The organism is Gordonia paraffinivorans NBRC 108238, assembly GCF_000344155.1.
Lineage (GTDB): Bacteria > Actinomycetota > Actinomycetes > Mycobacteriales > Mycobacteriaceae > Gordonia > Gordonia paraffinivorans.
In genome coordinates this window covers 31813-55294 of sequence record NZ_BAOQ01000014.1, presented here as the reverse complement: position 1 = coordinate 55294, position 23482 = coordinate 31813, and the positions used below count along the sequence as shown (strand labels likewise).

Here is a 23482-nt window from a genome sequence, read left to right as displayed (position 1 = left end):
GGTCAGTGGCCCGCGAAGGCCTCTGCGAGCCACCAGGATCCGCCGTCGTCGGTGATCTTGGCGTCGATGACCAACGGACCCCGCGTGGCCCGTGGCGAATCGACCCAGCGCTGCATCTCGTCGAGGTCGTCGAGGCCGGCGACCGTGACGCCGGTGGCGCCGTGACCGCGGGCGATGGCCGCGATGTCGACGTCGGGGAAGGTCACCGTGGACATGTCGGCGTCGCCGAAGTGGTGCACCTCGGCGCCGTAGGCGGAGTCGTTGTAGACGATGACGGCGAGTGGGAGGCCCAGGCGCACCGCCGTTTCGAGTTCGGCGATGGCCATGAGGAAGCCGCCGTCGCCGGTGCCGAGAACGGGGAGCCGGTCCGGCCGCGCGATCGCGGCGCCGATCGCGGTGCCCAGGCCGAGCCCGATCGACTGGAACGCCTGGGTGAAGCAGAAGCCGAACTCGTCGGGAACCGAGAGGTGCGTCGACGGGTAGCCCATGAAGTTGCCCGAATCGATGGACAGGATGCGGTCGGCGGGCAGGATCTCGTCCAGCGCGATGGTCAGGGCGCGCGGATCGACGCGACCGTCGGCGGGTTCGGCGGTGACCGGCACGTCCTGCCAGCGTGCCGACTCGGCGATCCGGCGGGCGACCTCCGGCGTGCGATACCCCTCGTGAGCGCGGGGCTCGCGTTCGAGAGCGGCGAGCACCTCGCGGGCGGTCGCCGCGCAGTCGCCGACCACGCCCACGTCGACGGGGCGATGTGCGCCGATGGCCTCGACCTCGACGTCGACCTGCGCCACGACGGCGTCCTCGCCGATGAGGCGACCGTGCCGCATCGTCCACATGTTCAGCGCGCAACCCCAGCCGACGACGAGGTCGGCCGCGGAGATGAGTTCGGCGACCGTGGGTGAGGAGAAGCCACCCGAAATGCCCAGGGAGAACGGATCTCCGGCGAACAGGCCGTTGGCGACGGCCGACGTGGCCGGCAGTGCCCCGCTCGCCTCGGCCAGTGCCGCGATCTGCGGCCCGGCCTCGCGGGCGCCGCGACCGGCGACGAAGACGGGGCGTCGCGCCGACCGGATAACCGCGGCGAGCGATTCGACGGCCGCGGCGTCGGGGCGGGGACGGGGCGGGGCGAAGGTCGCGGTGACGGGCCCGACCACCTCGGCGGGCATAGCGGCGACGTCGATGGCGACGTTGAGGACGACGGTGCGGCGCTGCGTGACCGCAGTGCGGTAGGCCCGCGTCACGTCGGCGACGACGGTGGCGGGCCCGTAGACGCGGTCGGCGACCGCGCCGACGCTGCGCGCGAGCGCCTCCTGGTCGATCCGGAAGTTCGACTGCAGCGCGGCCGTCGGGGCGTCGGCGGTCAGCACGATCATCGGGGTGCGACTCTTGGCCGCCTCGCCGATCCCGGTGACCGCGTTGGTGAGACCGCATCCCTGATGCACGGTGAGGAGGCCGACGCGCCCCGACATCCGGGAGTACGCGTCGGCCATCGACGCCGCGCCGCCCTCGTGCCGTGCCGCCGTGAAGGCGACGCCACCGGCGCGCAGGGCGTTGGTCATCACGAAGTTGCCGCTGCCGACGACGCCGAAGGCGTGACCCACGCCGAGGTCGGCGAGGACCCGGCCGACGACGTCGGCGACGGTGGGCCCGTAGACGTTCGAGCTCACGGCGCTCAGCGTTCGACGACGGCCAGCACCCGTGACGGGCTGCCGGTGCCGCCGACGATCGGCAGCGGGCTGACCACGATCGCGGCGCCCGTCGCGGGCAGGCGGCCGAGGTTCTTCAGAGACGTCAGGCCGTACTTGTCGTTGCCGAGGAAGAAGTAGTGCACCGGGAAGGCGGGATCGAATCCGCCGGCCAGGCCGGCGTCGACGCCGACCGTCTCCACGCCGAGTCCGGTGATGTCGCGCTTCGTGGCCAGCCATTCCGCGCACTCGACGGAGACGCCGGGCGTGTGCGACCCGGTCTCGTCGGCGTTGAGGAACTCGGCCTCCCATCCGCCGCGCGACTCCCAGCCGGTGCGCAGCAGCAGCCAGGTGCCGGCACCCAGCTCGCCGTGTTCGGACTCCCACTCCTCGACGTCGGCGACGGTGAGCAGGTAGTCGGGGTTGTCGGCGACCTTGGCGGTCAGATCCAGCACCGCGGCCTTGCCGACGAGCCGCTCGACCGGGATCTGCGACACGTCGTCGCCGTCGCGGCCGCTGATCCAGTGGATCGGGGCGTCGAGGTGGGTGCCGATGTGCTCACCGGTGTGGATGTTGTTGTGCCGCCAGAACGGTCCGGGTTCGTTGTAGGCGCTGACCTCTTCGAGGCTGAAGTCGATCAGGTTCGCGAAGGGGGCGGGCAGCCGCAGGGCGGGGGTCTCGGCCGAGAGCGGGGTGGTGAGGTCTATGACCTCGAGGGAGCCGTCGGCGATCCCGGCGAGGAAACCGGACAGTGCGGAGGCGGTCATGGTGGGGGTTCCTTTCGCGTTCGTCCCGGTCGCGGGCGTGAGGTGATGATCTCACGACACCGGCCCCCGACTGCGGCGCAGGTGGGGCCGGTGTCGCAGGCTCCTACTTCCGCCCGGCCCGCCAGTTCATGCCCCAGCCGTAGGCCTGGTCGACCTTGTCCTGGGCGCCGCGGATGTAGCGGACCTCGCGGTTGACGACGAGTTCGCCGCCGCGGTTCTCCAGCAGCGCGATGGCGCACGAGATGGCCGACTGGTCGGCCTCGTCGAGGCGCACCTCGATCTGCGGTCCGCTCGCCGGATACAGGGTGACGACACCGTTGGCGCTCGCCCAGTTCGGAGTGCCCTCGTAGATGTAGGCGAAGATCAGGATGCGACGGATCCGGTCGGTGGCCGAGAGGTCGATGTACATGTTCTCGCCGCCGGACCCCGAGCGGTCGTCGCCGTCGAGGTAGATGATCGGGGTGCCCTGCACCGGGGCCCGGAACGAATTGCCCAGCGCCTGCACGATGCCCTTGCTGCCGTCGGTGAACTCCCACAGGCAGGCGAGGTCGAGGTCGATGCCGCGGGCCTTGCGGAACAGGCCGCCGCCCTTGGAATTCGACGTCCAGTTCAGGTTGACCCGGATCTGTCCGGTGGCCGAGCCCTGCTTGGTCAGGGACACGCTCGGCGCCGACTTGGTCAGCGTGATCTTGGACAGCGACACCGGCTGTGCCGGCGGTTGCTGGCCGGGGGTCGGCGTCGTCGCGGGAGGCTGCGGCGGCGGTTGGTTCTTCGGACGTTTGGTGTAGTCGATGCCCATCGTTTCCTCGTTCTCGTCGTGCGGGTCGTCGGTTGTCGGCCGGCCTCCGGCCGCGGGCGCTGCGCGTCTACTCGCCCGGAGTCAGTGTGCGCCAGAGGAACTCGAACGCGAGTGCCGACTTGAACGCCGCCTGCCTGTTGTCCGCGGCGCCGCCGTGACCGCCCTCGATGTTCTCGTAGTACATCACCTCGTGACCCGTTTCCTCCAGGAGTGCAACGAATTTGCGGGCGTGACCGGGATGCACGCGGTCGTCGCGGGTGGAGGTGGTCACCAGGATCGGCGGGTACTTCTTGTCAGCGTCGATGTTCTGGTAGGGGGAGAACGGCTTCATGAACTCCCACTCCTCCGGGTCGTCGGGGTCGCCGTACTCGGCCATCCACGATGCGCCGGCGAGCAGCAGGTGGTAGCGCTTCATGTCGATGAGCGGAACCTGGCAGACCAGGGCGCCGAACAACTCCGGGTACCGGGTGAGCATCACGCCCATGAGCAGGCCCCCGTTGGACCCGCCCTGTGCGCCGAGCTGTTCCGGCGTGGTGAGTCCCTGTTCGACGAGTGCCCGCGCGACCGCGGCGAAGTCCTCGTACACCTTGTGGCGGCCCGCCTTCTGCGCCTGCGTGTGCCACGACGGACCGTACTCGCCGCCACCCCGGATGTTGGCGATCACGTAGATGCCGCCGCGCTCGACCCAGTTGACGCCGGAGACCGACAGGTAGCTCGGCGTCAGCGAGTTCTCGAAGCCCCCGTAGCCGTACAGCAGGGTGGGGCCGCTGGTCACGTCGCGCCGCCGGATCACGAAGTAGGGGACCTTCGTGCCGTCGTCGGAGGTCGCGAAGAACTGTTCGGCGATCAGCGATTCGGGGTCGAAGAAGGCCGGGCTCTGCTTGATGACGCGGGGAGCGCGGCCGCTGTCGCCGTGCAGCAGACTGGGCGGATCGGTGAACGACGAGGCCATCCAGAAGACCTCGTCGCTCTCGTCCGGATCGGTGTCGAGGACCGACACGGTCGCCAGTTCGGGCAGGCCCGGCTGCTCGACGACCTCCCAGCTGCCGAGTTCGCGCACCTGCACCCGGGTGTGGACGTCGTGCAGGGTCGTGATGATGAGATGCGAACGGGTGAAGGCGTAGTCGACGATGCTCGTGTGGGCATCGGGGGTGAAGAGCACCGTCGCGTCGCGCTCGCCGGCGCGGTAGGCGTCGTAGTCGAACACCAGGAGCGTGCCCGGGGCGTAGGTGGTTCCCTTGAGCTCCCATTCGGACCTCGTCATCACCGTCAGCCAGGACATCCGCACCCCGGCGTGGGAATCCGTGGGCACGTCGACGAGTTCGGGCTCGCCGTTGCGCAGTTCGTAGAGCAGCGCGTTGAAGAAGTCGGTCGACCTGCTGACGAAATCGCGCTCATATCCCGGGGTGTCGTCGTGCTGGGCGTGCACGGCGACGTCGCCCTTCTCGCCGGCGAAGACGGTCACCGCGTCCTCGAGCGGGGTGCCGCGCGACCAGCGCTTGACCACCCGCGGGTATCCGGAGTCGGTCAGCGAGCCGAACCCGTCCGGTTGCTCGCCGAAGTCCGTTCCGACGAAGACCGTGTCGCGGTCGATCCAGCCGACGTTCGACTTGTTCTCGGGCAGGACGAAACCGTCGGTGACCCACTGCCGGGACGGGATGTCGAACTCGCGGACGACGCTTGCGTCGGCACCGCCGCGGGACAGTGAGATCAGCGCGCGGTCGTAACCGGGGCGCAGCACGGTCGCCCCGGCCCACACCCAGTTCTCGTCCTCGGCGCGCGCGAGGTCGTCGACGTCGATGAGGATCTCCCACTCGGGTGAGTCCGTCGTGTAGGACTCCAGGGTGGTGCGCCGCCACAGGCCGCGCGGGTTGTTCGCGTCCCGCCAGAAGTTGTAGAGGAACTCACCGCGGCGCCGCACGAACGGGATGCGGTCGTCGGTGTCGAGGATCGCCAGCGTCGACGACTCCATCTCCCGGAAGCGGTCCGAGGACGTGAGCGCCTCGACCGTCGGCTCGTTGTGGGAACGGACCCAGGACAGTGCCTCGTCGCCGGTGACGTCCTCGAGCCAGATGTAGGGATCGTCGGTGCCAGGGGTCGGATCGGCATGCTCGGTCATGGCTCCAACCTACGCGGGCGGATCCGGCGGAGGGGGCCGAGGAGACCGGGCCTCGCCGCCGGGTGGCGGTCGACGTGCCCCGATCGGCCCGTGTCACGGTGCTGAACTGCGTGAACCCCGGTCGGAGAGTGTGTTCGGGCGGTATCGTCGCGGCAGCGACGACAGGAGAACCCATGTCCACCTCCGCCCCGGCACGGCGAGAACCAGTCCCCACCCGCACGATGCGGAGGTCGCCGAACCGGGGGCGCCTGTCGCTCGCGACATGCGCGGCACTGACGGCCGTCGTCCTGGTCGCGGCCTGCGACAGCGGATCGTCGCAGGGCCCGGTCGCCTCGGAACCGTCCGGCGCGTCGGCGCTGGTGAACCCGAACGAGGTCGACGCGACCCCGCTGCCCTCCGACGCGGTGGACAAGGCCGTCGCCCAGCTCGACGGCCTGGTGGCCTCGCTGATGGGGTCCACCGGCATCCCGGGCATGGCGGTGGCCGTGGTCTCGGGCGGGGAGACCAAGTACGCGAAGGGATTCGGTGTCCGCGACGTGACCACCGGGGAGAAGGTCGACACCGCAACGGTGTTCCAGCTCGCCTCGGTGTCGAAGCCGGTCGGCGCCACGGTGGTGGCCGCGGCGGTGGGCGACGACATCACCTCCTGGGACATGCCCGTCATCGAGGGGCTGCCGTGGTTCGCGCTGTCGGAGCCGTACGTCACCCGCACCGTCACGGTCGGGGACATGTATTCGCACCGTTCGGGTCTCCCCGACCACGCCGGGGACAAGCTCGAGGACATGGGGTACTCGCAGACCGAGGTCCTCCAGCGGATGCGGTTCATGCCGCTCGACCCGTTTCGGATCAGCTACGCCTACACCAACTTCGGGCTGACCGCCGGGGCGGAGGCGGTCGCGGCCAAGGCCGGCAAGGACTGGCCGACGCTCTCCCGGGACCTGATCTACGGTCCCCTCGGGATGGCGTCCACGAGTTCCCGTCACGCCGACTTCGTCGCGCGCCCCGATCGCGCGGTCGGGCACATCCGGGTCGACGACGAGTGGGTCAGGTCCGACATCCCCCGTCAGCCCGACCCGCAGGCGCCGGCCGGTGGGGTCAGCTCGAACGTGGACGACATGGCCACCTGGCTGAAAATGGTTCTCGCGCAGGGCAGACACGACGGCAACCAGGTCGTCGAACCGGAGGCCCTGCTACCCGCGATGACCCCGCAGGTGATCTCGAATCCGCCCGCGAACCCCGACGCCCGGACCGGCTCCTACGGTTTCGGGTTCAACGTCGGCGTCACCTCCGACGCCCGCACGCAGTTCAGCCACGCCGGGGCGTTCGCATCGGGTGCGGGCACGATGATCTCCATCCTGCCCTCGGCGGACACGGCGATCGTGGTGCTGACCAACGCCGCGCCCGTCGGGGCCGCCGACGCCCTGGCCATGGAGTACATGGATCTGGTCCAGTTCGGGGAGATCCGCAGCGACTGGCGCGAGCTGTACGCCCGGGCGTATGCGGCGATGAGCAAACCCTCCGGCGAACTCGTCGGCAAGAGGCCGCCCGCGAATCCGGCACCGCCGCAGCCGTTGCCGACGTTGGTCGGCACCTACGCCAACGCGGTCTACGGCCCGGCGACGATCGTCGAGCGCGACGGGAAGCTCATTCTCGAGATGGGGCCCGGGGGAGTGCGCAAGCACGAACTCACCCATTGGGACGGCAACACCTTCACCTTCGACCTGCACGACGAGAACGCGGAACTCGGCTCGATCTCCAAGGTCACCTTCGACGGGCCGAGGATGATCATCGAGTACTACGACGACGAGGTCAGCGACGGCGTGTTCGTCCGTCGACCATAGGGCGGTCGGGGCCGATCCGGGCCGATCGCACGACACCCGGCTCCACGGCGCGTCGGATCGGGTCCGGAATCGACACCGCCCGGACGGGATCGATCCTCTCCGTCCGGGCGGTGTCCGGGCTCAGATCACTGCGCGCCGGTCGACGACGCCGCCGGCAGGGGATCGGGGACCTCGCCGGTCCGGATGGGGCACCGGGTGGACGAGTAGATCGTCGGCATGCACAGGTTGCAGTGCACGCAGCGCGATCGCGTCGAGGGGTCCTCGGCGATGCGGAGCGGCAGATCGGGCTCGCGCAGGATCGCACGCCCCATCGCCATGAACTCGAACCCCTCGTCCAGCGCCATGTCCATCGACGCGCGGTCGGTGATGCCGCCGAGCAGGATCATCGGGAGCTTCACCGACTTGCGCAGTTCCCGGGCCAACGGCAGCAGGTAGCCGTCATGGTACTGGTAGCGCTTGAGGAAGAACGGCGCAAAGGCCTTGAGCCCGTACTTCATCGGGCCGGAGAAGGCGGCGGCGAACTCCTTGCGCGGCGCCTCGCCGTGGAACAGGTACATCGGGTTGAGGAGCGAGCTGCCGGCCGTGGGCTCGATGGCGTCGATGTATCCGTCGGACTCCAACAGCTGCGCCACCTGGCAGGCCTCGTCGACGTTGAAGCTGCCGAACTTCGCCGGGCCCTTGGCGCGCGCCTGCGGGGAACGCTCGATGTCGGGGCGGCCGACGCCGTCGTAGGTGTTGAGCTTCACCCAGATCGCGGCCTCGTCGCCGACCTCGTCGCGGACGGTCTCGAGGACCTCGCGGGCGAGGCGGGCGCGGTTGACCAGGCTGCCGCCGTACTCGTCGCGCCGGTGGTTGAGCAGCGGGGACAGGAAGCTGGAGATGAGGTAGTTGTGGCCGCAGTGGATCTCGAGTCCGTCGAAGCCGGAGTCGACGGCCAGCCGCGCGGCCCGGCGGAACTTCTGCCGCAGCTCGGCGAGTTCGTCCACCGACGGCTTGTGGCACATCGACATGCCCAGCGGGGAGGGCAGGCGGCCGGGGGCCCAGGCCTTGGCGCGGTTGGACGCCGCGTTGGCGACGGGACCGGCGTGTCCGAGCTGGGCCGCGGCGAGCGCACCCTCGGCGTGGATGGCGTCGGTGAGCTTCTTCAGGCCGGGCACGGCCTCGGGGCGCATCCAGATCTGGTGGCGGTCGGTGCGTCCCTCGGGGGAGACGGCGCAGTAGGCGACGGTCGACATCGCGACGCCGCCGGCGGCGACCTCGCGATGGAACTCGATGAGATCGTCGGTCACGAGGGCGTCGGGCGTCATGCCCTCGAAGGTCGCGCACTTGATGAGGCGGTTGCGCAGGGTGAGCGGTCCGAGCTGGGCGGGGCTGAACGGTCCGGTGGTCGGGCTGGCCACGAGGGTTCCTTTCGGTTGGGGCGGGGCTGAACTGGGTTGTCTGGTCGGTCCGGTCGCTGTCACCGGCGGCGGGTGGTTGCCCGAGGCGCGGGACGCGGGGAGGCCGTCACGACGGCTCCGGCGGCGCCGAGAGCCCGGCGGTCACGAAACCGGCGAGCGCCTCGACCGCCGCGGGATCGAGGCGCTCGCTGTCCCCGAATCGCAGGAGGATCAGCTGGAAGGCGAGCGCCCAGCGGCGTCGGGCGGCTCGCGCCGGCAGGCCGGGGACCGCGTCGAGCAGGATGTCGGCGAACGGGTCGAGGCCGAACCAGCGGGCGGTCCAGTTGATCTTCGGGCGGGTCAGGACGAAGCGAGAGAGCAGCTGCAGGTGCAGGTGCCCGGTCGGGTCGCCCTGGAGTTCGACGAAGGGCGCGAGGAGCACGTCGACGATCTGCCGCACCGAATGCCGCCCCGGGTCGATCTCCGACAGCGGATCGGACCACCGCGGGGCCAGTCGGGATTCCAGGAGCGCGATCGTCAGATCGTCCTTGGTCCCGAAGTGATAGTGCACCGCGGCGGGGTTGGCGTCGGCCGCCGCGCAGATCGCGCGTATCGACACCCGGTCGTAGCCCTCGGTCAGGAACAGCCGCTCGGCGACGTCGAGGAGGACCTCGCGGGTCGCCGACGGACCGGTCCCCGATGGGAGCTCGCCGGTGGTCTGGGTCACACGTGGATGAAACCACAGATCAAACAACGATTCAATCAGTGATTGAATCCTGGCGCCGGTTACCCCCGAGTAGTGGGACGGACTGCGGCGGCCCACGGCCGAGACGTAGGGTGAATGGCGTGGCTGAACACTTCGAAACAGTTGTATTGGGTGCAGGTCCAGGTGGGTACGTAGCCGCGATCCGGTCGGCTCAGCTGGGCATGAAAACCGCCGTCATCGAGGAGAAGTACTGGGGCGGTGTGTGTCTCAACGTCGGATGTATCCCGTCCAAGGCGTTGCTCCGAAATGCCGAACTCGCGCACATCTTCAACCATCAGGCGAAGACCTTCGGCATCAGCGGCGATGTGTCCTTCGACTTCGGCGCGGCATTCGACCGCAGCCGCAAGGTCTCGGAGGGCATCGTCAAGGGTGTCCACTTCCTGATGAAGAAGAACAAGATCACCGAGATCGACGGTTACGGCGTCTTCAAGGACGCCAAGACCATCATGGTCGGCGATCGTGAGATCACGTTCGACAACGTCATCATCGACACCGGCTCGACGGTCAAGCTGCTGCCGGGCGTCGAGCTCTCGGACAACGTGGTCACCTACGAGACCCAGATCCTGACCCGCGAACTCCCCGAGTCGATCGTCATCGTCGGCGCCGGCGCCATCGGCATGGAGTTCGGCTACGTCCTCGCCAACTACGGCGTCGACGTCACCATCATCGAGTTCCTCGACCGCGTCCTGCCCAACGAGGACGCCGACTCGTCGAAGGCCGTCGCCAAAGAGTACAAGAAGCTCGGCGTGAAGCTGCTGACCTCCACCAAGGTCCAGAGCGTCACCGACAACGGCGACAACGTCACCGTCACCTACGAGGACGCCAAGGGCAAGGCCGGCGAGCTCACCGTCGACAAGGTCCTCATGTCCGTCGGATTCGCGCCGCGCGTCGAGGGCTACGGACTCGAGAACACCGGCGTCGAGCTCACCGAACGCGGCGCCATCGCCATCGACGACTACATGCGCACCAACGTCGACGGCATCTACGCGATCGGCGACGTCACCGCCAAGCTGCAGCTCGCCCACGTCGCCGAGGCCCAGGGCGTCGTCGCCGCCGAGACCATCGCCGGCGTGGAGACCATGACGCTCGGCGACTACCGGTTCATGCCGCGTGCGACCTTCTGTCAGCCGCAGGTCGCGTCGTTCGGCCTCACCGAGCAGCAGGCCAAGGACGAGGGTTACAACGTCAAGGCCACCACGTTCCCGTTCACCGCGAACGGCAAGGCCCAGGGACTCGGCGAGACCGCCGGCTTCGCCAAGCTCATCACCAACGCCGACACCGACGAACTGCTCGGCGGACACCTGGTGGGCGACAACGTCTCCGAGATGCTCCCGGAGATGACCCTGGCCCACAAGTGGGACCTGACCGCCAAGGAACTGGCGCGCAACGTGCACACCCACCCGACCATGTCGGAAGCGCTCCAGGAGACGTTCCATGGCGCGATCGGGCACATGATCAACCTGTGAGCCGCGTGTCGGGTTGGCATGCCACGGCGCGATCGGGCACATGATCAACCTGTGAGCCGCGCGTCGGGACACATGATCGACCGGTAGGACACACATACGGCTGCGGCCGATCCGTTCCCTCTTCGGGAGCGGACCGGCCGCAATCGTCTGCGCGGTCCGGGCGTGTCACGCCTGGGGCTTGTCGCCGCCACCCTGGTCCGCAGCGGCCATCTCCAGTTCTTCGAGAATCTGCAAGGACAGGAAGGTCATCGGCCCGGCGTCCTCGAAGCAGGCGCCGACGTTGCCCGCGAGCCCGCCCTCGAGTGCGAGGCGACCACACAAGTCGAGCTTGAGTTGGCGAGCGCCCTCACCGAGGTCGAGATCGTCGAGATCGACCCAGACGATGTTGGGCCGGGTCGTGGACTCGAAGACGTAGCGCTTGTTCGTCAGGTCCGTCACCGTCTGCCAGATGGTCTGGGACGCATCGGGCTTGCCGGGATCCGGGATTCGGAACGGCTGCGCGGCGTTGCGGATGACGCTGAACATCGCGGCGATGCCCTCCACCTGGGTGCTGGGCCGGGCGAGCCGCTTCACGTAGTACGACGCCCGCGCAAACCGGTCGGCCGCGAGGGTGGAACCCGGAAGCGGCTGGTCACCGCCGAGCCCCTGGTACCGCTTGACCAACTCGAGCTGCTTGTCGTAGGTCGGCGAATTGGTCATCACGACGTACGACCGGTCGTGGTAGACCCTCGGGCGGCCGTCGATGTACTCGATGATCGCCGAGTCGCCGGTGGCGTCGTCGAGTGCGAGGTGGATGGTCGGTCGCACGCCGCCCGTGGGGTCGTCCATCTGCACGACCTGGACGTCGGTCTCCTCGATCCACGCGACCGCCTCGTCGACGGTGGCGAAGTTGTCGAGGAAGTACTGCAGCCAGATGGCCTGGCTCAGCGCCGGTCGAGAGTCGTCGTAGGTGCCGTAGTCGGACTCCGCCAGCCAGAGGACGTGCCCGGCGAGCCCCGCTTCGTTGAGCCCGTCCACGGAGATGATGTCGAAGGCGGTCGCGATCACGCTGCCGAATCTCGACGTCCAGGTCAGATCACCCCTGACGCCGTCGTCACGCCTCACCCCTCGTGGCTGCGTCCACAGGTTGGTCATCAGGTCTTTGTGGAAGTCCATGTTCCTGCCGACCAGCACCGAACCGTTGGCGTCGGGCCAGATCACTCGTGTGCACATGGTTTGGTCACTGCCTCACTCATCGTGTTCATCGACGGTGCGCTGATCGGCGCACCGTCGGCGAGCCTAGTGACCACGCCGCGGAGGGCGGGATTCATGAGGAAAATCGGCACGAATCCCTCACTTCCACTTAGGCGGAGGCCCGAAACGGACCGCAGATCAATTTCGTGCCGTTTGCGGCAGGTCGTTCGTGACAAAAGCCAGATCAACCGGCGAAATGCCGCGGGAGGGTTCCGAGTCGACAATGCGCACACGGTATAACCAGAGGTTATGACCACAACGATCCTGCACAACGCCCGCCTGATCGACGGGACCGGAGCCGACGCGATTGCCGACGCGGTCGTCGTCATCGAAGACAACAAGATCGCCTACGCGGGCGCGGCTTCGGGTGCTCCGCAGGTCGACGAATCGAAGAAGCCGGTCAAGATCGATGTCGGCGGCAACACCGTCACCCCCGGATTCTTCGACTGCCACGTGCATCTGTCGCTTCCCGGCACCAAGGGGTCGCCGATCATGGCGGCGATGGTCCCGCCGTCGTACCGCTACTTCGAGCTGATCGACCGGCTCAAGGCCACCATCGACGCCGGTGTCACCACCGTCCGCGACCTCATGGGCATCGACGTGGGCGTTCGCGACGCGGTGGCCCACGGCCTCGTCGCCGGTCCGCGCCTGCTGGTCGCCGACAAGATGCTCAGCCAGACCGGCGGTCACGCCGACTTCCACATCCCGTCCGGGCTCAGCGGAACCGGCATCATCGGCGGTGAGCTGGTCGACACCGTCGACGAGGCCCGCAAGGCCGTCCGCGAGCTGCTGCGCAGCGGCGTCGACGTCATCAAGGTCGCATCCAGTGGCGGCGTCTCCTCGCCCAGCGACGACCCGGACTGGCTCGGTGCCCGCACCGAGATCGTCGCGGCCCTCGTCGAGGAGGCGAACAACTACGGCGGTCGCAAGGTCGCCGCACACGCCATCGGCTTCCTCGGCATCCAGGCCGCGGTCCAGGGCGGCGCGCACTCCATCGAGCACGGCTACGCACTCACCGACGAACTCCGTCAGGAGATGGTGGAGCGCGGCCAGTTCCTGGTCCCCACCCTCATCGAGACCCTCAAGCCCGACACCGCGACCCCGCAGGCCGTCGCGAAGTCCGAGAAGTGGCACAAGCTCGCCCACGAGTCGATCGCCGCGTCGATCGAGGCGGGCGTCAAGGTCGCGGTCGGCACCGACGCCGGTCTGGTCCCCGACCACGGCGCCACCCTCGGCGAGCTCGGCTGCCTGGTGAAGTTCGGCGGCATGACCCCGCTGCAGGCGATCGTCGCCGGCACCAAGACCTCGGCGGAGCTGTGTGGCGTCGACGACAAGCTGGGCACCCTGGAGGCGGGAAAGCTCGCCGACGTCGTGGTCGTGAAGGGCGATCCGCTCGCCGACATCGACTCGCTGGCCGACCAGTCCAACATCCTGCTGGTCCTCAAGGAGGGCAAGGCCGCGAGCAACCGCGGCGCATACGCGCTCTGACGCCGGTCCCGGCGTGACGCCGGAGAGACTCACCGCGAGCCGGTGGCCGATCAGGTCACCGGCTCGCGGTCGTTCGCGGGCCGATCGGCATGGCCGCCGCACGCGGTCGTGGGGCTACGCTCGGTGAGATGAGCGCTGCCGAACGGGTCCGGGAATGGCCGCTGCCATGGCCCTTGGATCTGCGCGCCACACTCGGGCATCACCGGCGGGGCGGTGGCGACCCCGCGTTCGCCTACGGCACGGACGGATCCGTCTGGCGCGTCGTGCACACCCCCGACGGTCCCGGCACACTCTCGATCCGGCGGAGCGGGGGCCGGGTGCTTGGCCGGGCATGGGGCCCGGGGGCCGACTGGCTGCTGGAGATGATGCCCGACATGCTCGGTGCCTCCGACTCCCCGGAGTCGATGCCCGTGCGCGACGCGGTCGTCGCCGGTCTGGTCCGCCGTGCGGAGGGCCTGCGCATCGGCCGCAGCGGACGGGTCTGGGAGGCACTCGTCCCGGCGATCCTGGAGCAGAAGGTGGTCGGCGCAGAGGCCTGGCGTGCCTGGCGGTATCTGTTGCGCCGCTACGGGGAACCCGCCCCGGGCCCGGTTCCCGACACGATGCGGGTCCCGATGCCGCGCCGGGCGTGGGCCGACATCCCGTCGTGGGAGTGGCATCGCAGCGGCATCGAACCGGTGCGCATGCGCACCATTCGCGGCGCGACCGCCCTCGACGTCGAACGCCACCCCGACAAACTGACGGTGCTACGCGGAGTGGGCGTCTGGACCGAGGCGGAGACCAGGTCGCGGGCGATCGGCGACGCCGATGCCGTGTCGGTCGGCGACTATCACATCCCGACGCTCGTCGGCACCACCCTCATCGGACAGGCGGTCGACGACGACGGAATGCTCGAACTCCTCGAACCCTATGCGGGACACCGCAACCGAGTGGTACGGATGATCGAGTTGTACGGTGTCCGGCGCGAACGTCGCGGTGCGCGCATGTCGGTGCGCGACTACCGGTCGATCTGACGGTGCCGCCCGCCGGAGCGTCGCCGGCCACCGACCTGCTTCGCCCGCAGCGCCACCGCGGCGCAACCGAGTGCGAACAACACCACCGCGATCGCGGCGCAGTACACCAGGCCGCCGGTGGGGCCCCACGGCGGCATGAAGGCGAGCTCCTGGCCGGTGCCATAGGTGCCGTTGAGGAACGGCATGTAGTTCTGCAACGTGTAGCCGTTCGGGACGAGACTGATCGCGTTCTCGATGACGTAGGCCCAACCGAGAAGACCCACAACGGTTCCCGCGGGATGGCCGACGATCGCGGCGAGCCCGACACCGATGCCGACGGCGCAGACGGCGAAGACCGGCACCGCGACGAGGAACCGGACACCCGCGGCCGAGCCGATGTCCACGCCGGCGTAGACCTTCGGGAAGAACGTCGGCAGGATCGCCATCACGAGGGCGACCAGCGCGGCGCTGCAGACCGCGGCGCCCACGCCGTAGGCGATCCAGCGCGACACCAGGCCCGTCCATCGACGGGGATACAGATACCGGGCCAGCTCGCCGAGCGGACCGCGTTCGGCCGTCGCCTGCGCATACGCCGCGACGACCGCCCAGATCATCACGGTGAAGGTGATGACCCAGTAGACCGAGTTGGTGGTGGTCACCGAGGTGACCTGGATGCTGCTCGAGATGGAGGCGAACCGCTCGGCGACGGTGGCGACGCCGAGCGTGATCGCCAGCGGCAGCAACACCGCACCCGGCACGAGTCCGTAGAGAAGGATGCTGCGGGCCCCGCCCACGCGGGTGAGTTCGGCGCGGGTGCCGCGGCCGATCTGACCGGCGACGGCGGACAACGTCGTCGTCACCGGGGCACTCCCGCGGACCGGGGCCGGGACACGGCGGACAGGTAGGCCTCCTCGAGATCGGCGTGGGCGCCGACGAATTCGTCGACCCGCGCGTCGGCGGCGACGCGGCCGGAATCGAGGACGACCACGCGGTCTGCGGTGCGGGCGACCTCGTCGAGATGATGCGAGGCGATCAGAAGACTACGGCCCTCGTCCGCGAGCGAGCGGAGAAGCGTTCGCAGCCAGCGGATTCCGTCGATGTCGAGACCGTTCACCGGCTCGTCGAGGACGAGTGTGCGTGCATCGCCGAGCAGGGCGGCGGCGATGCCGAGGCGTTGCCGCATGCCCAGCGAGAAGTCGACGACCCGGCGTCGGGCGACATCGGTGAGATCGACGAGCTCGAGGACCTCGTCCACGCGCGACACCGGGATGCCGCCGGCGCGCGCCAGCCAGCTCAGGTGGCGTCGTGCGGTGTGACCCGGGTGGGCGGCGTCGGTGCCGAGGTGCATGCCGATCACCTGTGGAGGTGCGGGCAGTTCGGGGAAACGCCTGCCGTCGATCAGGATTCGGCCGGAGGTGGCCGGCATGATTCCGCAGATGGTCTTCAAAAGCGTCGTCTTGCCGGTGCCGTTGCGGCCGAGGAGGTAGACGAGTTGGCCGTTCTCGACGCGGGTGCTCACCCCGTCGAGAACGGCCTGCCCGCCCATGTGGACAGACAGGCCGTCGATGTCGAGCACCGGGTCAGCGGTTGCAGTAGATGTTGAGTCCGACGGTCTTGACGCCCTGGCACAGCGAGTTCGCCGCGAGCTTCCAGTTGCCGTCGAGCTTCTTGAACTCGATGGTCATCCGGATGGTCGGACGACCGGCCGAGCCGCTGTTCAGGGTCGCGGTGACGCTGTTGCCCTTCTGTACCAGGGGCCCGGTCACCTCGTTCCAGCCGCGCGGGGCGCGGAAGAGGCCCAGCTGGTACACGGTCTTCGGGACGATCACCGCGTTCATGCCGCCCTCGACGTTGGCGGCCTTCGCCTGATCCGATGCCGGGGTCTCCACCAGGAACTCGACGATGTCGTTGAGGTCCGCCAGGGTGGGCCGGTCGGTGGTGACCTTGAAGTTCGGCGGGAAGGTCTTGGCGGCCGAGGCTCCGCCGGTGGTCGCGACGAGCCCGATGACGGCGACGAGAGCCGCGAGCACGGCGATGGTCATCCTGCGGACGGAATGCATGACGTTGGGTCCCTCCTGTTTTCGGCGGTGGTGGTCCGCCGTCGACTTTGAGAGAAACCTAATCCTCGAAATTGTTTTAGGCAAGCCTCACCTGAAAGTGCTCAAGGAAGCCTCATCTTGGAGGCGTCGCGACGGTTCCCGCATCGCAGCGCAGTGGGGCCAGCCGCAGGACGATCTCGCAGTCGCCGCCGGCCGGGTCCGGCGACACGGCGACGCCGTACTGCGAGATGAGCGCGGGAGAACTCGTCGCCAGCGCCTGTTCGATGACGCCGCGGGCGACGCCGCGGGCCACCTCGGGGTGCGACCGCGCGATGTCCTGGAGTGGGCACGCGCACAGGCGCAGCTCATGAGACCCGAAGGCGCTCACGATGTTCGACACCTGGAAACCGAGCTCGGAAAGCGTCTCGGCGGCAACCGTCACCGGATCGGGCAGGCCGTCCGCGCTGACGGGGCGGGCGTGTTGCTCGGCCCACAGGCGTCCGGCCTCGGCGCCGGCGTGCTCGCGGGCGGCCTGAGTGCTCCCGAGGCGGCTCAGCAGATGTCCCAGGAGGGCGTCGGTGGGTGGCCGGCGCACGAGACGGTAACCGACACGAGGCCGTCCGACGCCGGGCGTCGGCACCGTCGTCGTCTCGACCCGCCCCGCCTCGACGAGCTTGGCCAGGTGGAACCGGGCCGTGGTGACGTGCAGGTGCAGGCGCGTCGAGATGTCCGCGGCGACCATCGGCTCGTCGGACTCGCCGAGCAGGGCGATGATCTTGTCGCGCTGCCTGGTCGCCATGTGTGATCCTCCGCTCTCGACGCGCCCACACCCGTGGTGGTCAGTTCGTGTTCGGATTCTCCAACACGACGAGGGTCACCACCGCATCGGACCGGGCTTCCAGCGCATGCGGGACGTTGGCGTTCACGTGGATTGCGACCCCGTGCTCGAGGCGGGTGGTCTCGCCCTCGACGGTGAAGTCGATCTCGCCGGTCTGGCCGATGACGAGAATCGGACGCCCGGCGCAATGATCGGGCATGGCCTGTCCGGCCCGGAACGACAGGCGGATGACGTTCGCGCCGTCGTTGCGCGAGAGAACCGAGATGTCGGGACGGTCCCCGTCCTTGGGTGTGCCCTCGGTCAGGCCGGTGACCACCGTGGCGCCGCTCATGCGGACTTCCCCGGCTTGGTCGCGATGACCTCGATGGCGGCCATGTGCGACTTGTACTTGGTGAAGGTCGAACGCATCGCCAGCACGCGCTTGCGTGCGTCGCCGTCGCGGAGCACGTTGGCCACGAACTTCAGCGCGCCGCCGAGCCCCTCGTCGGCGATGACGCGACGCGGCTCGAGCAGCGCCATCTTGGCGAAGCGGACCTTGGTGACCTCGAAGCCGGCGTCGGTGAGGAGCTTGCGCCACTCGGCCTCGGTGAGCGGACGGGCGTTGACCTTGATCGACCGGGCGAGCGACTTGCGGATCTCGGTCTTCTCCTCGTCGGGGAGGGTGTCGGGGTTGATCGCGAGCTCGTGGATGGCGTAGCGGCCGCCCGGACGCAGCACGCGGAAGGCCTCCTGCACGATCTTGGCCTTGTTGCGGTCGGACTGCATGGTCAGCATGGCCTCGCCGATGGCGACGTCGGCGCTCTCGTCGTCGAGTCCGGTCGACGACGCATCCCCGGGCAAGACGCGGCCGCGGCCGCCGATGGCGCCCTTGGTCAGCTCGACCGCGTTCGGGTCGTCGTCGACGCCGACGTAACTGCGCGGTGAGCGCTCGAGAATCGCCGTCGCGGTCTTCCCCAGGCCGGGGGCGATCTCGAGGACGTCGGCCCCGTCGATCCCGGCGTCGTCGAGCAGGCTCTCGGTGAGCTCGAGTCCACCCGGTCGGAGCACGCGCTTGCCGAGTCGGGCCAGCAGCCAATGACCGGGCATGTCCTCGGTCTTGCGCTGGTGGAACGGCAACTGATCCGCCGCCGAAGTTTCGTTAGACATACCTAACCTCCCTATTTCGAGGAAGACGATACTGCAAACCGTCAAGGGGTCGGACGGGAGTCGGGCGCGACGCCCAACACGTACTGGCCTTGGCCGGTGATCGTCTGCTCGACGTCGACCGCGCCGGCCGCTCGGAGGCGGTCGACGACGGCGTGCTCGTCGAAGATGTGGAATCCGGTGGCGGCCTCGACGGCGAAGCGGACACCGGGCAGGGAGGTCAGCTCGGTCGCCACCGAGGTGAAGATCACGATGTCGCCGCCGGGGCGGGCGACGCGCACCATCTCGTCGATCACCGACAGCGGATCGGGGATGAGGTAGAGCGCGGCGAGACAGGTGACCACGTCGAAGGTGTTGTCCGCGAACGGGATCGCGTGGGCATCGGCTCGGAGATAGGTTGCCCGTCCGGTCGCGTTGGTGCGGACGGCCTGCCGGAGCATCGCCGGCGAGAAGTCGATTCCCACGCATTGGCCGTCCCCGGTCAGCCCGTCGGCGATCAGACGGGTGTAATTGCCCGGCCCGCAGGCCACGTCGAGGACGAGCCGCTCTCCGGGGCGGGCCAGCCAGGCGCGCAACGCGCGGTCGTAATCCTCGGTGGCGCTTCCGCCGAGGCTGAACAACCGGGTGAACGTCGGCCGCCAGATGCGTTCGTAGACACCGGCGAAGACCGGGTTTCGCATCAGCAACCTGCTGATCGGCTCCATTGGCGATCCTCTCCGGGCGTCGTGTCAGACGTGGCGATCGCGCTGGATGCGCAGGGTGTGGATCGTCGTCGCCAGGCTGTCGTACTGGCCCACCAGAAGGGTGAACTCGATGAGCCGCCGCGCGTCGAGGTGCCTCGACAGCGCGGCCCAGGCGATGTCGGAGACGTCCTTGCCGGTGACGAGTTCGTCGACCGCACGGAGGATGGCGCGTTCGCGATCGCCCCACCCCCCATCCGGTCCCTCGAGGATTCGGTCGAACTCGGCGTCGGTGATCCCGGCGCGACGGCCCAGGCGCCGGTGGTGATCGAGTTCGTACTCGCACCCGCGGAGGTGGGCGACCCGGATGATCACCATCTCGGTGTCCTTGCGGGGCAGCGAGCCGAAGGGCATCATCCGGCCGCTGAAATGCAGCCACCCGCGGAAGAGCCCCTTCGCCCGACCGAGTGTCGAGAAGATGTGCGCATCCTCGACGCCGATCACTCGGGCGGCCCCGCGCGCGAAGACGAAATTGAACGGACCGAGCTCCCTCAGACCCCCGGGTGCGACTCGCGGTGTGCTCATGGGGCCACGGTAGACTACGGCGACTATGACGAACAGCACACGGACGTTCACAAGTGTCGAGGAACTCAAGGCGGCGATCGGCGAGGATCTCGGCTCGGGCGAGTGGCTGGAGATCACGCAGGACCGCATCGACGCCTTCGCCGACGCCACCGGCGACCACCAGTGGATCCACACCGATCCCGAGCGGGCGAAGTCGGGTCCGTTCGGCACCACCATCGCCCACGGTTACCTCACGCTGTCGCTGCTTCCGATGCTGGCGGGCAACATCTTCACCATCGAGGGCCCCAGGCTCGTGCTCAACTACGGCATGAACAAGGTGCGGTTCCCGAACCCGGTCAAGGTGGGGGCGCGTATCCGCTCGAACGCGGTCATCACCTCGATCGAGGAGACCCCCAAGGGTGTGAACATGGTCGTCACCAACACCGTCGAGATCGAGGGCGAGGCCAAGCCGGCCTGCGTCGCGGAAAACCTGCGCGTCCTGGTGTTCTGAACCGCAAAGCGCCGGGCCTCATCGTGTTTTGGGGCCTCACCGCCTGCACTCGTTCGGTGCGGGCACGCCGGCGAGGCGACGGTCCAGCCAGTCCATCGCCACGCCGAATCCGAGGATCATCCCGGAGACGTGTTCGCCGAAGATCTCCCGATAGGCGGCCGTGGCGCCTCGCGCGCACTGCTGGCGATAGAGTGCGCGGGCCCCGGCCGCGGGAATCCAGAACTCATGGGTTCCCTGGTAGATCAGCAGCGGCACAACCGATGTGCGATCGGCCATCGCGGTGATCCGGTAGATCCGCTCGGCGGTCGGGGAGTGGAACGGGTCCGGATCCACCGACAGCAGCTGCATCGGCAGGAACGTCGCGCCCGCGAGCGCCTCGGGGATCACGCACACGTTCTTCAGCGGCGACGTCGCCAGCCACCGTGCCGGGCGATTCAGCATGGGCAGCAATGCGGTTCGCTCGCGGGCGATCCCGAACGTGGCGGCGTGGAACATGCCGGTCGCCAGGTTGGCATTCATGGAACCGACCAGCATCCGGAAGTCGGCGGGCACCCCGCCGAGGGCGGCGCCGACGACGCGTTCTCGGAGTTCTGGTGCGTGCTCGCCGAGCAGTTTCGTCGCGCCGTGGGTCGCGATCGCGCCGCCGGAGTACCCGGTCATGGCGATCCGACTGTGCTGCAACAGGTCCGGACGAAGGCGCAGGGCCGCGCGGATGGCGTCGAGGACCACATGTCCGGCCAGGATCGGTTCGGCGTAGGCCATCCGGGGGCCCTGGTGGTCGGGGACGAGCACGGCGTGTCCCCGGTCCAGGGCGATCTGCGTCGTGGGCGGGATCAGATCCGTGGGGCCGGTCGCGATGGAGAAACCGTGCGCCAGCGTGTATCCCGGCGTGCACGCGGCACCCAGCGAATCGATCGGCAGGTTGTTGACGAGCAGCGGGCGCGGCCCGCGGACGCGCCGGTCGGGAACCAGCAGCGTCGCCGTGCCGTAGATCGGTTCGCCGACCGCGTCGGTGGTGGCGAACTTGATCAGCGTCGCCGACCGGAGCGGCAGGGTGACCACCGGCCCCGCGGACGCGGTCACGTCGCGGACGGCGATCACGTGTCCCGGGCGGTGCCGGCCGAGGTCCGCCGGCCAGCGGTCGAAGAAGGGGTCGCCCGTCGGGGACGGCAACAGGGCCTCGCGGAGCTCCTGGGTCCGGCGGTCGAAGCCCGCGGCCCGCGCCCGCGGCGGGATCGTCGTGAGGCGCGGGATCGGCGGAGGTCCCACCGCGGAGTCGATCGCCTCGGCGACCGGCGGGGGCACCGGCATCATGTTGGGCGGTTCTGCTGGCGCTTCGCCGGCGGCGACACTGCACAGCGTCACCGCCGCCACCACGCAGGCGCCGGCCGCACGGAGCAGGCGCGCAGTCCGCGCCCGCGGTTCGGACACTCCGGTTTCCCGAGACCGGATCCTCGCCATCGGCGCCTCCCGCAGCTCGCCCGAGCATCATCGCTCCGCTGGGGCCGACCTTAGGTTCGCGTGCGTGCTCACCGATCCGGATGCGGGGAACGGTCACGTGTTCGAGACAAAAATGTGACGGGTGGGCGACGGGCGCACCGGGCTTCGGCGTCAATCGGCCGGTGAGTTCTGCCGAACGCCGCACGTCCGCTTAGCATGAGCGGGTCCGTATCGTCAGGAAGCTCATCGGTTCGACCACACGGGGATGGTCGGGTCGGGGGAGCGCCTGTGTCACATGGGAGTGTGCGACATCAGGGTTTGGTTGGCGTCGAGAACGACGCAGATGTCTCGTGCGATGCGCGCGGCGGTCACCGCGTGTCTCCTGACGGTGTCGCTCGTCGCGGGTTCGGTTCTCGTCGACGCCGGGTCGGCCCGCGCCGAGCCGCCGAATCTCACCGCGGTTCCGCCGGAGCTCCCGCGTGACCTCGACGCGCTCGTGCCCGAACCTCAGGTTCGCAAGCTCCCCCGCATCCCGGAGCGGTCACGCATCCCGGGTGCCTCCCGTGAACTCCAGGAACTGCGCGAGGCCATCATGCCGTCGCCGAGCGGCGACCCGTTCTTCGACCGCTGGCCGGCCGACCTCGCGAAGAAGCGGCCCGGCGAGATCATCGCGAGTCGGGACGTGACCCGGACGGCGGGTTTCCTGGTCACGGTTCCGCTGCGTTATGCCAAGCAGGTCAAGTTCCGCACCACCGACGCCACCGGCGGACCCCTGTACGGGACGGCGACGGTGTTCGTCCCGAAGACCCCCTGGAAGGGTCCCGGGTCCCGGCCGATCCTGGTGAACAACACCCCGATCGTCACGCTGGGCTACACGTGCACACCGGGCTACACCTTCTCGCACGGGTACAACAAGGACACCAACTCCACCGACATCTTCCCGCCGAACATCCAGCTGGCACTCTCGCGCGGTTACGCGGTGATCGTCCCCGATCACACCGGGGCGCGGCTGGCCTACGCCGAGCCGTACGTCGGAGGACACGTGGTCCTCGACTCGATCCGCGCGGCGGCGGCACTCGACCCGAAGGAGTTCGGCAAGGGCCCGGTCGCCATGCACGGCTACTCCGGTGGTGCCATCGCCACCAACGGCGCGGCGAAACTCGCGTCCTCGTACGCTCCCGACCTGACCGATCGCCTCGTCGGTGCCGCGATCGGCGGGGTGCCCGCCGATTTCCGGTCGTTGGCCGGGGCGATGAACGCGAACCTCGGGACGGGCGTGTTCCTCTCGGCCGTCCTCGGGGTCGCCCGGGAGAGGCCGGAGATCCTCGGTGTCTCGAACAACCTCGCCAAGTGGCTCGCGACCTCGGGGCTCAAGGACATCTGCACCAGCACCATGGGCGTCCTCGGACTGTCGCACCTGCCCGCGCAGCTGCTCTCGAGCGATCCCGATCCCTTCCACTCGCCGGTCGCCGAGCGCGTCTTCGAGGAGACGTCGATGCCCGGACTCAAGGCCTCGATGCCGCTGTTCATCTACCACGGTACCTACGAGTGGTGGATTCCCGCGACGCAGGCGCGAGCGCTGTACCGCGAGCAGTGCGCGCTCGGTGCGAACGCCACCTACCGGGAGGTGCCCGCCGAGCACATGGCCGGCGTGTTCGTCGCCTTCCCGGAGGTCGTCAACTGGCTCGACGCCCGGTTGCGCGGCGTGCCCGCGCCGAACGGCTGCCGCTGA

The 23482-nt window shown here is 69.0% G+C and carries 22 protein-coding genes; 6 read left to right on the top strand and 16 right to left on the bottom strand.

The features are described from left to right. Positions 1-2: 2 nt before the first annotated feature. The 4 genes from GP2_RS07720 to GP2_RS07705 form a co-directional block, all read right to left on the bottom strand. The gene (locus tag GP2_RS07720) at positions 3-1667 is read right to left on the bottom strand and encodes a thiamine pyrophosphate-binding protein (RefSeq protein WP_006899929.1); all 1665 of its coding nucleotides are present in this window, start codon (positions 1665-1667) and stop codon (positions 3-5) included. A 5-nt stretch (positions 1668-1672) separates the two neighbouring features. Further along, positions 1673-2452 carry a cyclase family protein gene (locus GP2_RS07715; protein ID WP_006899928.1) on the bottom strand — a complete coding sequence of 260 codons (780 nt, stop codon included), beginning with the start codon at positions 2450-2452 and terminating at the stop codon, positions 1673-1675. Between the two features lie 103 nt (positions 2453-2555). Further along, positions 2556-3251, bottom strand: coding sequence for a TerD family protein (locus GP2_RS07710; protein WP_006899927.1), 696 nt, complete (start codon positions 3249-3251; stop codon positions 2556-2558). Positions 3252-3318: 67 nt separating this feature from the next. Beyond that, positions 3319-5370 (bottom strand): prolyl oligopeptidase family serine peptidase, encoded by a 2052-nt coding sequence (locus GP2_RS07705; RefSeq protein ID WP_006899926.1) that lies wholly within the window; start codon positions 5368-5370, stop codon positions 3319-3321. 221 nt (positions 5371-5591) lie between these two features. Between GP2_RS07705 and GP2_RS07700 the strand changes: the two genes are divergently transcribed. Beyond that, complete coding sequence (locus GP2_RS07700) at positions 5592-7211, top strand: serine hydrolase (protein ID WP_051997180.1); 1620 nt, start codon at positions 5592-5594, stop codon at positions 7209-7211. 125 nt (positions 7212-7336) lie between these two features. Here the strand turns inward: GP2_RS07700 and GP2_RS07695 are convergent, their stop codons facing one another. Both GP2_RS07695 and GP2_RS07690 read right to left on the bottom strand, forming a co-directional pair. Further along, on the bottom strand, positions 7337-8611 hold the full coding sequence (locus GP2_RS07695; RefSeq protein WP_006899924.1) for an NADH:flavin oxidoreductase: 1275 nt from the start codon (positions 8609-8611) through the stop codon (positions 7337-7339). Between the two features lie 106 nt (positions 8612-8717). Then, positions 8718-9317, bottom strand: a complete 600-nt coding sequence (locus tag GP2_RS07690; protein WP_040526610.1) for a TetR/AcrR family transcriptional regulator — start codon at positions 9315-9317, stop codon at positions 8718-8720. A gap of 119 nt (positions 9318-9436) precedes the next feature. Between GP2_RS07690 and lpdA the strand changes: the two genes are divergently transcribed. Beyond that, positions 9437-10822 carry a dihydrolipoyl dehydrogenase gene (gene lpdA / locus GP2_RS07685; RefSeq protein WP_040526609.1) on the top strand — a complete coding sequence of 462 codons (1386 nt, stop codon included), beginning with the start codon at positions 9437-9439 and terminating at the stop codon, positions 10820-10822. A gap of 165 nt (positions 10823-10987) precedes the next feature. Here the strand turns inward: lpdA and GP2_RS07680 are convergent, their stop codons facing one another. Beyond that, positions 10988-12034 (bottom strand): linear amide C-N hydrolase, encoded by a 1047-nt coding sequence (locus GP2_RS07680; protein WP_006899921.1) that lies wholly within the window; start codon positions 12032-12034, stop codon positions 10988-10990. 270 nt (positions 12035-12304) lie between these two features. On the opposite strand from GP2_RS07680, the gene GP2_RS07675 reads away from it, so the two are divergent. Both GP2_RS07675 and GP2_RS07670 read left to right on the top strand, forming a co-directional pair. Then, positions 12305-13543 carry a metal-dependent hydrolase family protein gene (locus GP2_RS07675; RefSeq protein WP_006899920.1) on the top strand — a complete coding sequence of 413 codons (1239 nt, stop codon included), beginning with the start codon at positions 12305-12307 and terminating at the stop codon, positions 13541-13543. A gap of 128 nt (positions 13544-13671) precedes the next feature. Further along, positions 13672-14556: a DNA-3-methyladenine glycosylase family protein gene (locus tag GP2_RS07670; protein ID WP_006899919.1), complete on the top strand. Its 885-nt coding sequence runs from the start codon at positions 13672-13674 to the stop codon at positions 14554-14556. On the opposite strand, the gene GP2_RS07665 is transcribed toward GP2_RS07670, so the two are convergent. The 8 genes from GP2_RS07665 to GP2_RS07630 all read right to left on the bottom strand — a co-directional run bounded on the left by GP2_RS07665 (position 14541) and on the right by GP2_RS07630 (position 19820). Continuing rightward, positions 14541-15395, bottom strand: coding sequence for a hypothetical protein (locus tag GP2_RS07665; RefSeq protein WP_006899918.1), 855 nt, complete (start codon positions 15393-15395; stop codon positions 14541-14543). The genes GP2_RS07670 and GP2_RS07665 overlap by 16 nt on opposite strands. Continuing rightward, positions 15392-16111, bottom strand: a complete 720-nt coding sequence (locus GP2_RS07660; RefSeq protein ID WP_006899917.1) for an ABC transporter ATP-binding protein — start codon at positions 16109-16111, stop codon at positions 15392-15394. The genes GP2_RS07665 and GP2_RS07660 overlap by 4 nt, the downstream gene beginning before the upstream one ends. Before the next feature lie 4 nt (positions 16112-16115). Further along, the gene (locus tag GP2_RS07655; RefSeq protein WP_006899916.1) at positions 16116-16595 is read right to left on the bottom strand and encodes an MTB12 C-terminal domain-containing protein; all 480 of its coding nucleotides are present in this window, start codon (positions 16593-16595) and stop codon (positions 16116-16118) included. Positions 16596-16707: 112 nt separating this feature from the next. Further along, positions 16708-17373 (bottom strand): helix-turn-helix transcriptional regulator, encoded by a 666-nt coding sequence (locus tag GP2_RS07650; protein WP_006899915.1) that lies wholly within the window; start codon positions 17371-17373, stop codon positions 16708-16710. A 40-nt stretch (positions 17374-17413) separates the two neighbouring features. Continuing rightward, a complete protein-coding gene (locus GP2_RS07645) occupies positions 17414-17743 on the bottom strand; it encodes a cupin domain-containing protein (protein WP_006899914.1) in 330 nt (109 codons plus the stop codon). After that, entirely contained in the window at positions 17740-18558 is an 819-nt protein-coding gene (locus GP2_RS07640; RefSeq protein ID WP_006899913.1) for a class I SAM-dependent methyltransferase, read from the bottom strand. Before GP2_RS07640 ends, GP2_RS07645 begins: the two co-directional genes overlap by 4 nt. A 41-nt stretch (positions 18559-18599) precedes the next feature. Continuing rightward, entirely contained in the window at positions 18600-19259 is a 660-nt protein-coding gene (locus GP2_RS07635; protein WP_006899912.1) for a class I SAM-dependent methyltransferase, read from the bottom strand. A 24-nt stretch (positions 19260-19283) separates the two neighbouring features. After that, positions 19284-19820 carry a carboxymuconolactone decarboxylase family protein gene (locus GP2_RS07630; protein ID WP_040526608.1) on the bottom strand — a complete coding sequence of 179 codons (537 nt, stop codon included), beginning with the start codon at positions 19818-19820 and terminating at the stop codon, positions 19284-19286. Between the two features lie 25 nt (positions 19821-19845). Between GP2_RS07630 and GP2_RS07625 the strand changes: the two genes are divergently transcribed. Continuing rightward, the gene (locus tag GP2_RS07625) at positions 19846-20310 is read left to right on the top strand and encodes a MaoC family dehydratase (protein ID WP_006899910.1); all 465 of its coding nucleotides are present in this window, start codon (positions 19846-19848) and stop codon (positions 20308-20310) included. A 36-nt stretch (positions 20311-20346) separates the two neighbouring features. Here GP2_RS07625 and GP2_RS07620 read toward each other — a convergent pair whose 3' ends face one another. Continuing rightward, positions 20347-21624: a lipase family protein gene (locus GP2_RS07620; RefSeq protein ID WP_040526620.1), complete on the bottom strand. Its 1278-nt coding sequence runs from the start codon at positions 21622-21624 to the stop codon at positions 20347-20349. Positions 21625-22093: 469 nt separating this feature from the next. Between GP2_RS07620 and GP2_RS07615 the strand changes: the two genes are divergently transcribed. After that, positions 22094-23482, top strand: a complete 1389-nt coding sequence (locus tag GP2_RS07615) for a lipase family protein (protein ID WP_131734797.1) — start codon at positions 22094-22096, stop codon at positions 23480-23482.

Excerpts from the sequence above, each read along its gene's own strand:
- GP2_RS07630 (WP_040526608.1), bottom strand. The coding sequence starts at position 19,820 with ATGAGCACACCGCGAGTCGCACCCGGGGGTCTGAGGGAGCTCGGTCCG.
- GP2_RS07615 (WP_131734797.1), top strand. The coding sequence starts at position 22,094 with ATGTCTCGTGCGATGCGCGCGGCGGTCACCGCGTGTCTCCTGACGGTG.
- GP2_RS07645 (WP_006899914.1), bottom strand. The coding sequence starts at position 17,743 with ATGAGCGGCGCCACGGTGGTCACCGGCCTGACCGAGGGCACACCCAAG.
- GP2_RS07635 (WP_006899912.1), bottom strand. The coding sequence starts at position 19,259 with ATGGAGCCGATCAGCAGGTTGCTGATGCGAAACCCGGTCTTCGCCGGT.
- GP2_RS07620 (WP_040526620.1), bottom strand. The coding sequence starts at position 21,624 with ATGATGCCGGTGCCCCCGCCGGTCGCCGAGGCGATCGACTCCGCGGTG.
- GP2_RS07625 (WP_006899910.1), top strand. The coding sequence starts at position 19,846 with ATGACGAACAGCACACGGACGTTCACAAGTGTCGAGGAACTCAAGGCG.
- GP2_RS07655 (WP_006899916.1), bottom strand. The coding sequence starts at position 16,595 with ATGCATTCCGTCCGCAGGATGACCATCGCCGTGCTCGCGGCTCTCGTC.
- GP2_RS07700 (WP_051997180.1), top strand. The coding sequence starts at position 5,592 with ATGCGGAGGTCGCCGAACCGGGGGCGCCTGTCGCTCGCGACATGCGCG.
- GP2_RS07715 (WP_006899928.1), bottom strand. The coding sequence starts at position 2,452 with ATGACCGCCTCCGCACTGTCCGGTTTCCTCGCCGGGATCGCCGACGGC.
- GP2_RS07640 (WP_006899913.1), bottom strand. The coding sequence starts at position 18,558 with ATGTCTAACGAAACTTCGGCGGCGGATCAGTTGCCGTTCCACCAGCGC.
- GP2_RS07680 (WP_006899921.1), bottom strand. The coding sequence starts at position 12,034 with ATGTGCACACGAGTGATCTGGCCCGACGCCAACGGTTCGGTGCTGGTC.
- GP2_RS07705 (WP_006899926.1), bottom strand. The coding sequence starts at position 5,370 with ATGACCGAGCATGCCGATCCGACCCCTGGCACCGACGATCCCTACATC.
- GP2_RS07710 (WP_006899927.1), bottom strand. The coding sequence starts at position 3,251 with ATGGGCATCGACTACACCAAACGTCCGAAGAACCAACCGCCGCCGCAG.
- GP2_RS07670 (WP_006899919.1), top strand. The coding sequence starts at position 13,672 with ATGAGCGCTGCCGAACGGGTCCGGGAATGGCCGCTGCCATGGCCCTTG.
- GP2_RS07650 (WP_006899915.1), bottom strand. The coding sequence starts at position 17,373 with ATGGCGACCAGGCAGCGCGACAAGATCATCGCCCTGCTCGGCGAGTCC.
- GP2_RS07675 (WP_006899920.1), top strand. The coding sequence starts at position 12,305 with ATGACCACAACGATCCTGCACAACGCCCGCCTGATCGACGGGACCGGA.